A 15,410-nucleotide genomic window follows, 5' to 3' on the forward strand; every position below is an offset into this window, starting at 1 on the left:
TTACCTTCTTATTTTTTTTAAGGGGCAGCACGATTAGTTCTAACATTGATGCGGGTAATAATGTTATGAGTACCAATGCTGCCTAGCATATGTATTACTACTTATATATTACACCAAGATACCATTACAATTTCAGGAATAAGATTATCTTTTCGTCTATTCCCCATCACCACCATTAACAATAAGCGCGATATTGTATAAACGGTTTACCGCATGGTAGTTAATAGAGTTTTTAGGGTAGCGCCCTTTACTACTAATTTTACCGGCTTCTTGCTCCATCAAAATAGTCAGCGCATCGTCCACGGTTTCAACAGTATAAATGTGAAACAGCCCTTTTTTCACGGCGTCGATAACTGTGGCATCTAACACCAAGTTTATTGCATTCGATTTAGGAATAATCACGCCCTGAGTACCGGTTAGACCACGGTGTTGACATAAGTCAAAAAAGCCTTCTATCTTTTCGTTTACCCCGCCAACGGCTTGCACTTCACCATATTGGTTTATTGAACCTGTAATAGCCAAGGTTTGTAGGCATGGAATTTCAGTCAGCGCAGATATAAGCGCAACCAATTCGCCTAGTGATGCACTGTCACCGTCTATATGACCGTAAGACTGTTCCAGCGCGATGTTTGCAGATAACGTTAACGGGAAATGCTGAGCGTATTTATTACCTAAATAGCCGTTCAGCAACATAACCCCTTTAGAGTGTATGGGCTGTCCAAGCTCTACTTCACGCTCGATATCAACTACGCCACTTGCCCCGGCAAATACAGTAGAGGTAATGCGTGCGGGTGTACCAAATGCGGTGTCACCAATATCCAATACGGTTAATCCGTTTACTTTTCCTACCGCTTTGCCTTCAGTGGCAATGAGCACGTGCCCTTCTTTAATATCATTTAAAAGCGTTTGACTAACGCGGCCCGTGCGTCGTTTTTTGGCACTTAATGCTGTTTTTAAATGATCAAGCTCTAGCGTGTCGGCATTCGACTTCTTACAGAAATAGTAGGCTTCATTGACCAGCTCGATAACTTCAGCAAAATGCGCGGAAAGCTTTTCTTTGTGTTCCGCCATTCTAAGTGAATATTCAACCAGCCTGCACATGGCATTAGCCGTTATACCTTCAAGCCCTAGTGTATTAAGATGCGCGCGCACCTTGCCTACAAAGTCGAAAAGCGCCTGTCTGGTAACGGGAATTTCTAAGTCAAAATCCACTAACACTCTGAATAGCTCGTCAAACTCGTCATCATAATCTTGCAGGGTGTAGTACAAATCGCGGGAGCCTAACAAAACGATTTTCACATTTAAGTCGATAGGCTGAGGGTTTAGCGTGATGTTATTCACCATACCCACGTCTTGCTGCGGTAAGTCCATGCGCAAGCGCTGGGACTTAATGGCAAGTTTCAGGGTATCCCACACAAAGGGCTGCTCTATTAGTTGGTCGACATCCAATAAAAGGTAGCCACCATTTGCCCGGTGCAGCGCACCTGACTGTATCATTCTGTAATTGGTAAATACGCTACCATGAATGTTGGTGTATTCAATTTTACCGAACAGGTTTTGATAGGTAGGGTTCGGCTCGTAAATAACAGGTGCCGCTTCGTCTAATTTATTTGATACCAATACATTAGGAAGAAACTGCTCTTCTAAAAATATCTTCTTATCAAAATCGTCACTCTTTTCCTCTTTTTGCTCTTCATTATGAATAACTAAGATAGCGTTAACCAAAGCGGTTTTAAGCTGTTTTAGATACTTCATAACCCCGAACTCAGAGGCATATTTATGTTCAAACACTTTGATAAGCGGCTTAATCACGTGCTCTGCGGTCTTTTTGTCTAGCTCACGCAGACGCTCTGAGTTTTCCCGTTTCCACGTAGGTAAACTCAACAGACTTTCACTCAGTCTGTTTTCTAAGTCATCAATGAGCGTGTAAAAGCCTTCTCGCTGCTCGTCAGTGAGCGATGCAAAATCAGTATCTCTTATCGGCTTGCCGTTGATGATGGGTGAAAACGTAATTGACCCACCCTCTTCGTAAAGGGCAACGTCGTTAGCTTGTGCGTAACGCTCTACAGCATCTATAGCAGCGTCGTACTTTTGTTCAAACTCTCTGGAGATAGAGGTACGGCGGCGCTGATAACCAGGGTTATCAAATGCAATAGGCAGTGAATCCAACACATCATCAATAAGTGCAGCCATATCTTTTTGAAATGTCTTGCCACCACCTGGCGGAAATTTTAGCGCTACAGGCTGGCGTTCATCATCAAAGTTGTTGATATAACACCAATCATCGGGTGCGCAAAGCTGTGCGACTTGGCGTTCAATGTAGTCTTTTACTAAAGTGAAACGCCCTGTAGCAGGCTCACCCATTACGTAAAGGTTGTAACCTTTGGTGTTAATACCTAATCCGAATGTGAGCGCTTCCCGTGCACGCTCTTGCCCAATAAAAGTCGCGTTGAGCGCTTCATCGTCTTTTAAGGCACTGTTTACCGCTCGGCGATTTATGGTAGGTGATAGCGCGTCTACATTTAACGCATATATATTAGTGTCTACAGACATGCCTGTTCTATTTTTGTTTCTTTACTTAAGTGAAACCCTAATTAACAGCACTGTCAAACGGTTAACTCTAATAAGGCAGCTTTACGTTGTTAATTGCACAACAAACAACCAGCTTGGCATCTTTATGTATTGAATAATGCATAACGAACAGGTACTGAGGTTTCTGTTCATATTGATACATAGAGAAACAAGGTGTAGCTTTTTAACGGCAGTAAGTGCGATACATAGTGAAATTTAGATTAGCAAACAGCTAACACGAATAATAAAAGCCAAAGGTTAGAACAATGACGACAATAACGAAAGCTGGCAAAACCGTGCTCTTTTCGAGTCTACTGGGTGCTATATTTTCTCCATTTTGCCTCGCTAAGGTAAACTATGCGGACAATTCTGGATTTTCTATTACTAACGAAAGTGAAAGTACGGCCCCTATCGAAACAGTGTATTCTCACTTTATTCAACACGTGGATAAATGGTGGCCGAAAGATCACACTTGGTGGAAGGGTACGCTTAGTATTGATGAACAAGCCGGTGGTTGTTTCTGCGAAGTTACACAAACAGCAAGTGCGGCACACATGCAAATAAGCTATGTTGAGCCTAACAAAAAAGTGGTAATGACCGGCGGATTAGGTCCTCTTCAAGAAATGGGCTTATCAGGTGCGCTCACTTGGGAATTCAGCACCGCAGAAGAAAACGCCTCATCGAACGATGATACAAAGCGCGAGCCCTCACCAAAAACAAAAGTTACCCTTACCTACCACGCCTCTGGCAATATTCACTTCAACGGACAACGAGCATCGAACGAGGACGCTGCCAATTTGGTTAAAGTTGTCGATAAAGTGCAGGCGCAGCAGTTAAATGCATTAACCGCCTTTAGCAATAAACAATTTAACGAATCGGATAAAGACAGCGCTAAGCGTTAATAGAAATGACCATAAATAGGTCGCTATGTGAATTTTACGCGAGAGTTTAAGCAAGTCATCTTCGTTAACGCGCTTAAACTGCTGCATTAATGCTCACTTTTCATGCAAGCAGAAATAAATATTGCCTAGTTCAGTGTTAAGCTATTGAGGCATGGCTTAGCGCTGGGTTATTCTATTGGGCTATATGTATGTAAAGTGGGAAAATCCCACGTGCGGTTAAATGGCAAGAATGCAGGAGAGGTTACAAATTCTTTTGCAAATCGTTCGCCTTGTGCCGCCCCATAAACGTTTTAACTTTTTAATGCGGAAGCCTAAGTTTCATGGCCGATAATCAGTACAATCCGAAAGACATTGAACAGCGTGTTCAGCAATACTGGGAAGATAACCAATCTTTTAAAGCAAACGACGATGTAGATAAAGAAAAGTTCTACTGCCTGTCTATGTTCCCATATCCTAGTGGCCGACTTCACATGGGCCACGTGCGCAACTACACCATTGGTGACGTGATCAGCCGTTTCCAGCGCATGCAGGGTAAAAATGTATTGCAGCCTATGGGTTGGGATGCTTTCGGTCTACCGGCAGAAAATGCAGCGATTAACAACAACACTGCACCGGCGAAATGGACATACTCCAACATCGATTACATGAAAAACCAGCTTCGCTCGCTAGGTTTTGGCTACGACTGGGATCGCGAAGTAACCACATGTAAATCAGATTACTACCGCTGGGAACAGTGGTTCTTCACACGTCTTTACGAAAAAGGCCTTGTTTACAAGAAGAACTCTACTGTGAACTGGGACCCTGTAGACCAGACTGTTTTGGCCAACGAGCAGGTAATCGACGGTCGCGGATGGCGCTCTGGTGCGCTGGTTGAGCAAAAAGAGATCCCTCAGTGGTTTATTAAAATTACTGACTACGCGGAAGAGCTTTTACAAGACTTAGAGCAGCTTGAAGAATGGCCAGACCAAGTACGCGCAATGCAGGCAAACTGGATTGGCCGCTCTGAAGGCGTCGAAATTACCTTCGATTTAGCGTCAGCGGTTAACGACATTGCCGATTTAACGGTATATACCACACGTCCGGATACCTTCTACGGCGTAACTTATGTAGCAGTAGCGGCGCAGCACCCATTAGCTGAGTTTGCCGCGCAGTCGAATCCAGACTTAGCGGCCTTTATTGAAGAGTGTAAGAACACCAAAGTTGCAGAAGCTGAATTAGCGACGATGGAGAAAAAAGGCTTTGCTACTGGTTTTGAGGTTATTCACCCACTAACCGGTGAAAAGCTTCCAATTTGGGTCGCTAACTTCGTGTTGATGGACTACGGTTCAGGAGCAGTTATGGCTGTACCAGGTCACGACCAACGCGACTGGGAGTTTGCCACAAAGTACGATTTGCCTATTAAGCAAGTTATCGCACCAAATGCAGATGATGAAGATAAATGCGACCTTTCAGCTTCTGCGTTTACCGAAAAAGGTAGCTTAATTAATTCGGAAAAATTTGACGGGCTTGAGTTCGATGCGGCATTTAACGGTATCGCTGATGAGCTTGAAAACAAAGGCTGTGGTAAGCGCAAAGTAAACTACCGTTTACGTGATTGGGGCGTAAGCCGACAGCGTTACTGGGGCGCACCTATTCCAATGCTTAATTTGGAAAACGGTGAATCGGTTCCGGTTCCTGCTGACCAACTGCCGGTTGTGCTACCAGAAGACGTAGAAATGAATGGCGTAACCTCGCCAATTAAAGCTGACCCTGAGTGGGCCAAGACTACATACAATGGTGAAGCCGCGTTACGTGAAACTGACACCTTTGATACCTTTATGGAGTCATCTTGGTATTACGCACGTTACGCAAGTGCTACCAATAACGATGCCATGCTTGACCCGACTTCAGCCAACTACTGGCTACCGGTAGATCAATATATTGGTGGTATCGAGCACGCCATTTTGCACTTGCTTTATTCGCGCTTCTTCCACAAATTGCTACGCGACGAAGGCTTGGTGAACTCTGACGAGCCATTTAAGCGTTTGCTGTGTCAGGGCATGGTATTAGCCGACTCTTACTACCGTGAAGACGCGTCTGGTAAGAAAACTTGGTTCTCGCCTACTGAAGTAAGCACAGAGAAAGATGACAAAGGCCGCATTGTTAAAGCGTGGCTAACCGATGACGGAGAAGAAGTTATTCACGGCGGCATGACCAAAATGTCTAAGTCGAAGAATAACGGTATCGACCCACAAGAAGTTATCGACCTATACGGTGCCGATACAGTCCGTCTATTCACTATGTTTGCAGCGCCACCAGAGCAAACACTAGAGTGGGTTGATTCTGGCGTTGAAGGTGCAAACCGCTTCCTACGTCGTATTTGGAAGCTTGTTACCGAGCACGTGGAAAAAGGCACGGCAGAAGCTATTGACGTTAAGTCACTGTCGAAAGACCAGCAGGCACTTCGCCGTGAAGTACACAAAACGATTGAGAAAGTGTCTGATGACTTAGGTCGTCGCCAAACTTTCAATACTGCGGTTGCTGCAGTAATGGAGCTACTGAATCATCTTCAAAAAGCGCCACAAGAAAACGCTCAGGACATCGCCATTATGCGCGAAGCTTGTGAGTCAATCTTGTTGCTACTTAACCCTATTACCCCGCACATCGCTCACGAGCTTTGGAAAGTACTAGGTCACAGTGAAGATATCGATTCAGCGCCATGGCCACAGGCAGATAAAGCGGCATTGGTTGAAGACGAGAAACTTATTATTGTTCAGGTTAACGGTAAGGTTCGCGCGAAAATGACCATTGCTGCTGATGCAAGTAAAGAGACAATTGAAGCATCTGCGAAAGAGCAGCCTAACGTTCAGCAATTTATCGAAGGTAAAACCATTCGCAAAGTGATTGTTGTTCCTGGCAAGCTTGTAAACATTGTAGCTAACTAGGTCAGATGGTGATGAAAAAGCACTTACAATTTGCTGTCGCTGTGTTAGCTACCGTTTGGGTTACAGGCTGTGGTTTTCATTTGCGAAGTAGCCCTAGCCTTCCCGACGACATTAACACGGTTGCCATTGAAAGTGCTCGAGCACACGCGCCCCTTGCGCGTGCGCTCGATAAACGCCTTAACGTTTATGGTTTATCTAGTGTTAACGTGGATGAAACAACCCGCTCTAATCAACAGGTAAACATTTACTTGCTACCAGAGAAATTAGAGCGCCAGTTGCTGTCTGTTTATCCGTCAGGGCAAGTTGCCGAGTACGAGCTTATTTACGTGGTTCGTTATCGTGTTCAATTCCCCGGTAAAGAAGCGGTAATGGCCCAATTTGAAGTGGTACGTGACTATCAAGACGACCCAGATCAGGTGTTGGCAAAGTCTCGTGAACTTGAACTAATGTTAAGCGAAATGCGCAACGAGGCGGCAGATATTATGATTAGGCGCCTTTCTAGTCAGGCAGCGGCTGCGCCAAACGTATCGTCACTATAAAACAAATAGACATCAGAATTCTTCATGCAAATTTATCCAAACCAATTTAGCCAAGATATTTCAAAGGCATTACGTCCATGCTATTTGGTATTTGGAGACGAGCCTCAGCAAAAATTTGATGTTATTGAACAAATTCGCACTAAAGCAAAGGCCAATGGTTTTGAAGAACGCACTGTACTTGTTGCTGAAACAGGCTTTAACTGGAACCAGTTAATTGAAGCTACGCAAAGTATGTCGCTTTTTTCTAGCCAGCAGTTTATTGAATTAGAGCTACCCACTGGGAAACCAGGCACTGAAGGCAGCAAAATGCTGCAAGAAGTGGCGGCGTCTTTAAACCCCGATATTCTGTTGCTTGTTCACGGCCCCAAAATAGGCAAAGACGTACAGCGCGGCAAATGGTTTAAGGTTCTCGATGAACTGGGGGTATCGGTACTTTGCTATCCACTGGAAGGCAAGCAGCTAAACGTATGGTTGAATCAACAGCTTAAAGCCCATCAGCTTTCCGTGACCGCGACAGGCGCCAAAATGATTGCCGATTTTTGTGAAGGCAACATGCTGGCCGCCAAGCAAGAGATTGACAAACTCGCTCTGCTCTATCCGCAACAGTCTATCTCAGATGAGCAAATTGAGCAGGCGATGGTGGACCAATCACGTTTTAACGTGTTCCAACTGGTTGACGTAATGCTTAGCGGTGACAGTACTCGCTGTATCAAAATGCTCTATCGATTAGAAAGCGAAGGTCTAGAGCCAAACATTATTATCTGGGCGCTTGTGCGTGAATGGGAGCAGCTATGGAAGCTAAAACTAGCTCAGCAAAGCGGCACGCCTATACAGTGGCAAAAGTTTGGTATATGGCGCAATAGGCAAGGCTTTTATCAAAGTGCATTGAATCGTTTGAGCCTTGCACAGCTTGAAGATATACAAAAAGCACTTACACGAGCTGACCATGCATTTAAACAAAATGTCATTGCCCGGCCCTATGTTGAAATGTGTCACCTTTGCATGATGTTCATGGGCATAGATCTTCGCGAAATCCCGCTGTTACAAGCGTAAAAGCCCTAATAGGTTATGGATAAGGTAAGGACAAGGTAAATAAACAAGTGAGTCAATCACGCTCTTCTCAATCAAACCCGCATGTAAAAGCTATCCTAGGCGGTACTTTTAACCCACCACATAAAGGTCATATTGGTGCTGCACTGAAAGCCGCTGATGAAGTGGGTATTGAACATGTTTATCTAATGCCGTGCAAATTAGCCCCCCATAAGTCGGTAGGCGTTTCAGAAACCCACCGGGTAAGAATGATTGAACTTTGTGCCCAAAACAATGACAGACTTATTCCAGAGTTAATTGAACTGACGCTTCCGTCACCCTCTTATACGGTAAAAACACTGCGAGCGTTGAAAGAAAAAAGCAATGATACAATCTGTTTTTTCATCGGCGCAGATTCACTGTATAATCTGGATAAATGGTACGAGTGGGAAGACCTGCTCGATTACTGTCACTTAGTGGTTATGCGCAGAGACGACGAAGAATTTTCGCCTCCCCCTGCGATACAAGCTTGGTTAGATCGTCATGTGACTAACGATAAAAGTGTTATTCACACGAGGTCTTCAGGCCATGTAGTGTTGACCAACACACCACTGTATAGTGTTTCATCTACTGAAATTCGTGACGTATTAGCAGATGCTGCCACGTCTGACGAAGCGAATGCGCCAAACGCTTTAAAGGCTGCTTCTGCCGAGTCTTGGCTAGAAGAAAGCGTATTAGCCTACATAAACGAACATCAGTTATATAAAAGTTAAGTAAGTGAGGAAAGCTCTTGGAGAGTCAACAGCTCAAACAGTTTGTTAAAGATAAAATTGACGACATGAAAGGCCGTGATGTTATCGAACTAGACGTTCGCGGCAAATCAACAATTACAGATACCATGATCATTTGTTCGGGTAACTCTAAACGCCACGTATCTTCTATTGCTGAAAACGTAATGGTTGAAGCAAAAAATGCCGGCCATGCTCCTGGGAGTGTAGAAGGTAAAGAAACAGGTGAATGGGTTCTTGTGGATTTTGGTGATGTGATTTTGCACGTAATGCAGGATGAAACCCGTGATTTTTATCAGTTAGAAAAACTGTGGGCGCAATAATTTAAACGTCAGCTAAAAATACATAGCTACACGGTCGATAAAGGCCATACCTTTTAAGCGTATGGCCTTTATTGTATAAAAGAAAAACTAATTCCTGCGGTAAGGGTATATTAAGTGCGTATACAAATTGTGGCGGTCGGAACAAAGATGCCAGGCTGGGTTAACACAGGCGTTGAAGAATTTATTCGTCGATTCCCCAGCGATATGCCGGTGTCATTTACTGAAATTCCCGCAGGTAAACGGGGTAAGAACGCCGATATAAAGCGCATTTTAGAGAAAGAAGGCGAGCAAATGCTAGCCGCTATTCCCAAGGGAAACCGCATAGTTACGTTAGAAGTAACGGGTAAGCCTTGGGACACCCCTACACTGGCTAAACAACTCGACAATTGGAAAATGGATGGGCGCGATGTAAGCCTTCTTATCGGCGGGCCTGAAGGATTGGCGCCTGAGTGCATTGCTGCTTCTGAACAAAAGTGGTCCTTATCAGCCCTTACTCTTCCCCATCCTCTTGTTAGGATCATTCTTACAGAAAGCCTATATCGCGCATGGTCGGTGACGCAAAATCATCCATATCACCGTGAGTAATTGGTCGCTTAATTAATGCAAAGGAAGTCAATGCAACGAAAACGTCAAGCAATACGGGACCACTCCGCAGAAGCGAACTTGTTCGCGCGCCGAGCGACCATTGCTTTTATTATTGTTGTGGCCATGTTGGGCATTGTACTTAACAACCTTTATTCTTTGCAGGTTACCCAATTCGAAGCTTACCAAACCCGCTCTAATGGTAATCGAATAAAAGTTTTACCCGTAGCGCCCAACCGTGGACTTATTTACGACCGCAATGGCGTACTTTTAGCTGAAAACCGCCCAGTTTTTAGCCTAGAAGTCATTCCCGAACAGGTCGATGATATTGACCAAACCCTTGCCGATTTAACTGAATTAATGGACATCACAAGTGATGAGTTAGAGCGCTTCCAGTCCACGCTTAAAGGAACGCGAAGATTTAAACCCGTAGCCCTTCGCACACAATTAAGCGAAGAGGAAGTCGCGCTTTTTTCTGCCAGCAAACATAAATTTCCCGGCGTGCAAATTGAAGCCCGTCTAGCTAGACATTATCCGTACAAAGAAACCCTCACTCACGCCCTCGGTTATGTGGCACGTATTAATAAACGCGACTTGCAAAAGCTTGTTGAAGCGGGACAAGAAGATAATTACGCGGCAACTCATGACATTGGCAAATTAGGTATTGAGAAATACCACGAAGAGCTGCTTCATGGAAAAGTGGGTTATCAGCAGGTCGAAGTAAACAACCAAGGCCGAATTATTCGTGTACTCAGTGTTGAGCCACCAACACCGGGCAAAGACATCGTACTTAACCTGGATTTAGAGCTTCAGTTAGAAGCCCAGCGAATAATAGAAGGCATGCGCGGCGCTGTAGTGGTTACCGATGTTAAAACAGGTGGCGTACTGGCACTTTACTCTAACCCTAGTTACGACCCCAATTTATTTGTGCACGGTATCAGCAGTAAAAATTATTCAGCGCTGTTAAATTCAGCCGACAGGCCACTCATTAACCGTGCTACTCAAGGTCAGTATCCCCCTGCCTCTACCGTTAAACCCCATTTAGGTTTGGTTGGTCTTGAAGAAGGCGTTATAACGAAAGACTACACTATAGACGACACAGGGCGCTATAAATTACCAAATGTGTCTCATGTGTGGCGTGATTGGCGTCGATGGGGTCACGGCAAAGTAGATGTATCAAAAGCCATAGAAGTATCTTGTGACACCTACTATTACGAATTGGCTTATAAATTAGGGATCGATAAAATTAGTGAGTCTATGTATGAATTCGGCTTTGGCGATTTTACCGGTATCGATCTTTATGAAGAATCAGACGCGAATATGCCAAGCCGCGGCTGGAAACGCGCTCGGTTTAATCAACCCTGGTACATTGGCGACACTATACCCGTTGGTATAGGCCAAAGTTACTGGACCACCACACCTGTACAGTTGAATACTTCTGTCAACACGCTTATCAACGCTGGGGAACGCTATATTCCTCAAATTATTCGCGGCTATATGAATACCGATAGCACTGTCGACTTGATCCCGCTTAAGTCGCTTCGGCCTATAGAAATTAAAAACCGCGACAATTTGGATGTAGTGTTAAACGCCATGCGTGATGTGGTAAGCGGCGAAGAGGGCGGAGCGCGTCACGCATTTGCCGATACGCCATACGATTCTGCGGGTAAAACAGGAACAGCACAACTATTTACTGTTGGGCAAAGTGAAGAGTACGACGCCAGTAAGATAGATGAGCGTCTTCGCGACAACGCCATGTATGTAGGATTCGCGCCTTTCGACGACCCAGAGATATCGGTTACCGTGGTACTTGAAAACGTAGGTGGTGGTAGTAAGAACGCAGCGCCTGTCGCACGTCAAATCATGGATTTCTATTTCAGAGATCGTGTCTTTGAAACTGTAAAAGCTGACTCGGCAAACAGTGACAAAAAATTAGGGACAAACCAGTGAAACGAACCACCATTAACCCTAATAAAATAAGTTTTCTTCAGCGCATTCATATTGATGGCTGGCTGCTCGTTGGTCTACTAGTGTTAAGCTGCGTTGGATTATTTACACTCTATTCTGCATCTGGACAAGATATGGAGCAAATGGAGCGTCAGTTTATCAGACTGGGTTTTAGTTTTATCGTCATGTTCGGCCTAGCCCAAGCCCCTTTAGGCGTGTTTAGGTTTTTCTCAACCTATGCCTATGCTGCTGGTTTATTAATGCTTATAGCCGTATTGCTGTTTGGCGACATGGGTAAAGGTGCACAGCGCTGGCTCGATTTAGGCTTTATTCGTTTTCAGCCCTCTGAATTAATGAAGCTTGCCGTACCTATGATGGTGGCGTGGTATATTAGTAAATTTACTATGCCGCCTCGCACCACACATATCATTGTTGGTTTTGGCCTAGTGGTTGTGCCCACCATCCTAATTGCTAAGCAACCCGATTTAGGAACTTCACTGCTAATTGCGAGTTCAGGCATCTTTGCCATATTTCTAGCAGGTATGAGTTGGCGTCTTATATCAATAGTCGGCGGGCTTATCGGTGCATTTGCGCCTGTTATGTGGTTTTTCTTAATGAAAGACTATCAAAAGCAACGGGTTCTCACCTTTTTGAACCCAGAAAGCGACCCTCTCGGCTCTGGCTACCACATTATTCAATCTAAAATTGCCATTGGTTCAGGCGGCGTTGATGGAAAAGGCTGGCTGCAGGGCACCCAATCGCAACTAGAGTTTTTGCCAGAACGCCATACCGACTTTATTTTTTCTGTATTTAGCGAAGAATTTGGTCTTACCGGTGTCATGTGCTTAATGGCAATTTACATTTTTATTATTATGCGCGGTCTGATCATCTCCAGTCGCGCTCAAGATGCTTATTCGAAACTACTCGGCGGTAGTATCACCCTTACCTTTTTCGTTTACGTGTTTGTAAACATGGGCATGGTTTCCGGATTACTCCCTGTGGTAGGCGTGCCCCTCCCCTTGGTGAGTTTTGGTGGAACATCTATGGTGACTTTGATGGCAGGTTTTGGCATTCTTATGGCCATTGCTACTCAAAAACGTTTAATGTCTAGATAACTTGTATGTTACAGCGCCTTTTTTCGGTACTTGATTTAGTTAATGTAAGCGCATTTCAAGCAAACTTACGAAACGCAGATTTCGTGCGTCAACACTTTATGCGTTGCGGCGCGGCTGTACTTACCGCCATTGTATTAGTGGGGTGTCAAAGCGCGCCTTCACAATCTAGCCGCTACACTCAAAAGCAAGACTCTGCACCAAAATACGTTGCAAAAAAGCCTGAGACATTAGACGCGGTACCAAAGTACGAAGCCTATCGCATGTTCAATAGCAGGCCCTACAAGGTACTTGGTAAACACTATACGCCAATGAATAATGGTAAAGGCTATGAAGAGGTGGGCTATGCGAGTTGGTACGGTCAAAAGTTTCATGGTCATTTAACCTCAAACGGTGAAACCTATAACATGTTTGCTATGAGCGCAGCTCATAAAACACTGCCGCTTCCCTCTTATGTACGCGTAACTAATTTGGAAAACAACAAGCAAGCCATAGTTCGCGTTAACGACCGCGGTCCGTTTCACGATAACAGGATCATAGACTTATCTTACGCCGCCGCAGTGAAGCTTGGCTATCACAGTAAAGGTACGGCAAAAGTTAAATTGGAAGTTATCCATTTTGATGAACAAAACAATGTCACGGTAGGCAATAACCCAACGGTTACCTACGATGAGTACTTAGGCATAGCTGTAACTCCTCCTTCAGAGGTAGCCAGTACGTTGCCTACACCACCGCTTGCCCCAGCGTCATCTGATAAAAAAGCAAGTATACCAAGCAGCAATACAGTGGCCGAAGCTGTTTACATACAAGTTGCCGCGCTCTCAAATGCTGAAAAGGCAAAATCCATTTCCAACGTACTGTCGGCCTTGTACCAAATCCCTGCTCATTTGCCGGTGGCTGATAACATTTACAAGCTCCAGCTTGGGCCTATTCACGACGAAGCTGTCGTGGCAGAGGTGCTCGAGCAGTTAAAGCAAAACGGTTACCCTAACGCTTACGCAATTACACAAACGCTATAAACTGTAAACGGGTTATCAGTAGCCAGTCTTCTTGTACAGTGTTGTTCATACCCACTAAAGGTTGCCAACACCCAAAAATAAATAAGAACTTGTTATCTCGCCAATGTATGCCCGTTTATAAAATCAACAACAATATGGCAGCTTTGTGTCATTCAACAGGCAATATCACGGTTTCTTCGCCTTATCCCTACTATCACGTAAACTTTTTTGATAAAACCTAGTCTTATAAGCAGCCTTTCGTTAAGATCTCTGTTTGCCCCCACAAATAAGTGGGTGAATAATTAGGGTTCGGTTACGAACTGGATAAAAGCTAAAATTGGGTAGCCCTGTTTTGCGGTCTTCGCTTCGCGGTCATCGCATCAACAAGGTAAGCTTTAACTCACACGGACAAACGGTCAAAGAAATTAGAACCATGCTCAGAATAATTCAACGCGCTAAACCGTCATTACTTTCATTTGCCTTTTTGGTGATGGGGACATTACTGCATACAGCAAACGCAGCAGTAGTCACACCGCCTGCCCCAACTGTAGCTGCAGAAGGTTTTTTACTTACCGACTATGAAACCGGTAATGTTATTGCATCAAAAAACGCAGACATGCAGCTTGCACCAGCAAGTTTAACCAAAATCATGACTATTTATGTTATTGGTAAAGAACTTCAAGCAGGCAACATTAGTCTTGACGATGAAGTCACCATTTCTGAGAATGCATGGGCGAAGAAATTCCCAGATTCTTCAAAAATGTTCATCGAAGTAGGTACACAAGTTTCTGTACGCGACTTGCTGCGCGGTATCGTTGTACAGTCAGGAAACGATGCCTGTGTTGCAATGGCCGAACACGTTGCAGGCTCTGAATCTGCGTTTGCTAGCATGATGAACGCTCACTCAGCATCACTTGGTATGACAAGTTCTCACTGGGTAAACGCACACGGCTTGCACGACCCCGACCACTACACTACACCACGTGACATGGCTGTTTTGTCTCGCGCGCTAATTGCTGAGACACCAGAAATGTACAAAATTTACAGCGAAAAAGAATTTACCTATAACGGTATTAAGCAATACAACCGCAACAGCCTACTGTGGGATAAAAGCTTAAACGTTGACGGTATCAAAACTGGCCACACGTCAGACGCGGGTTACAGCCTAATCACATCGGCGGAACAAGGCGGAATGCGCCTAATCTCAGTAGTTATGGGTACAGACAGCGAACGCGCGCGTAAAGTTGAAAACAAGAAGCTGCTTAAATACGGCTTCCGTTTTTACGAAACACTTACGCCATATGAAGCTGGCCATAGTTTTGTAGCGCATCGTATCTACATGGGTGATAGAGAAACCGTAGACCTTGGAATTAACCAATCTACCCCCATTACTATTCCGCGCGGTCAGGCGGCAAACTTAGAAGCTAACTTTGAGCTTGACGACAAGCTAGAAGCGCCTCTTGCAAAAGGCCAAGTTGTTGGGAAACTTTACCTACAGCTAGATGGTGAAGATGTAGCGAGTTACCCTTTGGTAACACTTCAAGAAGTAAAAGAAGGCAGCTTCTTTAACCGCGCTAAAGACTACATTATGCTTCAGCTAGGTTTTGACGACGAGTAAGTTACTATACTGAAAACGTTAAAAAGCTAGTTGTGAAGCGGCCAGATTTGTTACAATCTGGCCGTTTTTTTATATGA

Annotated in this window: 12 protein-coding genes; 11 read left to right on the forward strand and 1 reads right to left on the reverse strand. The window is 44.6% G+C overall.

The features are described 5' to 3' along the window. Window positions 1-156 precede the first annotated feature (156 nt). The gene (locus tag ACXAFM_RS18730) at window positions 157-2,553 is read right to left on the reverse strand and encodes a Lon protease family protein (protein WP_474831761.1); all 2,397 of its coding nucleotides are present in this window, start codon (window positions 2,551-2,553) and stop codon (window positions 157-159) included. A 284-nt stretch (window positions 2,554-2,837) separates the two neighbouring features. On the opposite strand from ACXAFM_RS18730, the gene ACXAFM_RS18735 reads away from it, so the two are divergent. The 11 genes from ACXAFM_RS18735 (at window position 2,838) to ACXAFM_RS18785 (ending at window position 15,333) form a co-directional block, all read left to right on the forward strand. Further along, a complete protein-coding gene (locus tag ACXAFM_RS18735) occupies window positions 2,838-3,473 on the forward strand; it encodes a hypothetical protein (RefSeq protein ID WP_474831764.1) in 636 nt (211 codons plus the stop codon). 320 nt (window positions 3,474-3,793) lie between these two features. Further along, window positions 3,794-6,397, forward strand: coding sequence for a leucine--tRNA ligase (leuS, locus tag ACXAFM_RS18740; RefSeq protein ID WP_474831766.1), 2,604 nt, complete (start codon window positions 3,794-3,796; stop codon window positions 6,395-6,397). Window positions 6,398-6,408: 11 nt separating this feature from the next. Further along, window positions 6,409-6,936: an LPS-assembly lipoprotein LptE gene (locus tag ACXAFM_RS18745; RefSeq protein WP_474831769.1), complete on the forward strand. Its 528-nt coding sequence runs from the start codon at window positions 6,409-6,411 to the stop codon at window positions 6,934-6,936. A 24-nt stretch (window positions 6,937-6,960) separates the two neighbouring features. Beyond that, window positions 6,961-7,989, forward strand: a complete 1,029-nt coding sequence (gene holA / locus ACXAFM_RS18750; protein WP_474831772.1) for a DNA polymerase III subunit delta — start codon at window positions 6,961-6,963, stop codon at window positions 7,987-7,989. A gap of 47 nt (window positions 7,990-8,036) precedes the next feature. Continuing rightward, window positions 8,037-8,738, forward strand: a complete 702-nt coding sequence (nadD, locus tag ACXAFM_RS18755; RefSeq protein WP_474831775.1) for a nicotinate (nicotinamide) nucleotide adenylyltransferase — start codon at window positions 8,037-8,039, stop codon at window positions 8,736-8,738. Between the two features lie 17 nt (window positions 8,739-8,755). After that, window positions 8,756-9,076, forward strand: a complete 321-nt coding sequence (rsfS, locus tag ACXAFM_RS18760) for a ribosome silencing factor (RefSeq protein WP_118495087.1) — start codon at window positions 8,756-8,758, stop codon at window positions 9,074-9,076. Window positions 9,077-9,190: 114 nt separating this feature from the next. Continuing rightward, window positions 9,191-9,661: a 23S rRNA (pseudouridine(1915)-N(3))-methyltransferase RlmH gene (rlmH, locus tag ACXAFM_RS18765; RefSeq protein ID WP_474831778.1), complete on the forward strand. Its 471-nt coding sequence runs from the start codon at window positions 9,191-9,193 to the stop codon at window positions 9,659-9,661. Window positions 9,662-9,691: 30 nt separating this feature from the next. Continuing rightward, window positions 9,692-11,608: a penicillin-binding protein 2 gene (gene mrdA / locus ACXAFM_RS18770; protein ID WP_474831781.1), complete on the forward strand. Its 1,917-nt coding sequence runs from the start codon at window positions 9,692-9,694 to the stop codon at window positions 11,606-11,608. Continuing rightward, entirely contained in the window at window positions 11,605-12,720 is a 1,116-nt protein-coding gene (rodA, locus tag ACXAFM_RS18775; protein WP_474831783.1) for a rod shape-determining protein RodA, read from the forward strand. The genes mrdA and rodA overlap by 4 nt, the downstream gene beginning before the upstream one ends. A 5-nt stretch (window positions 12,721-12,725) precedes the next feature. Then, window positions 12,726-13,736, forward strand: coding sequence for a septal ring lytic transglycosylase RlpA family protein (locus ACXAFM_RS18780; protein ID WP_474831787.1), 1,011 nt, complete (start codon window positions 12,726-12,728; stop codon window positions 13,734-13,736). Window positions 13,737-14,148: 412 nt separating this feature from the next. Beyond that, entirely contained in the window at window positions 14,149-15,333 is a 1,185-nt protein-coding gene (locus ACXAFM_RS18785) for a serine hydrolase (RefSeq protein ID WP_474831789.1), read from the forward strand. Window positions 15,334-15,410 lie beyond the last annotated feature (77 nt).

Source organism: Alteromonas sp. ABD4_190 (assembly GCF_056160105.1).

What these genes read in the sequence shown, in the direction of transcription:
- ACXAFM_RS18730 (WP_474831761.1), bottom strand. Translation starts at nt 2,553, where the DNA reads ATGTCTGTAGACACTAATATATATGCGTTAAATGTAGACGCGCTATCA.
- ACXAFM_RS18735 (WP_474831764.1), top strand. Translation starts at nt 2,838, where the DNA reads ATGACGACAATAACGAAAGCTGGCAAAACCGTGCTCTTTTCGAGTCTA.
- leuS (WP_474831766.1), top strand. Translation starts at nt 3,794, where the DNA reads ATGGCCGATAATCAGTACAATCCGAAAGACATTGAACAGCGTGTTCAG.
- ACXAFM_RS18745 (WP_474831769.1), top strand. Translation starts at nt 6,409, where the DNA reads ATGAAAAAGCACTTACAATTTGCTGTCGCTGTGTTAGCTACCGTTTGG.
- holA (WP_474831772.1), top strand. Translation starts at nt 6,961, where the DNA reads ATGCAAATTTATCCAAACCAATTTAGCCAAGATATTTCAAAGGCATTA.
- mrdA (WP_474831781.1), top strand. Translation starts at nt 9,692, where the DNA reads ATGCAACGAAAACGTCAAGCAATACGGGACCACTCCGCAGAAGCGAAC.
- ACXAFM_RS18780 (WP_474831787.1), top strand. Translation starts at nt 12,726, where the DNA reads ATGTTACAGCGCCTTTTTTCGGTACTTGATTTAGTTAATGTAAGCGCA.
- ACXAFM_RS18785 (WP_474831789.1), top strand. Translation starts at nt 14,149, where the DNA reads ATGCTCAGAATAATTCAACGCGCTAAACCGTCATTACTTTCATTTGCC.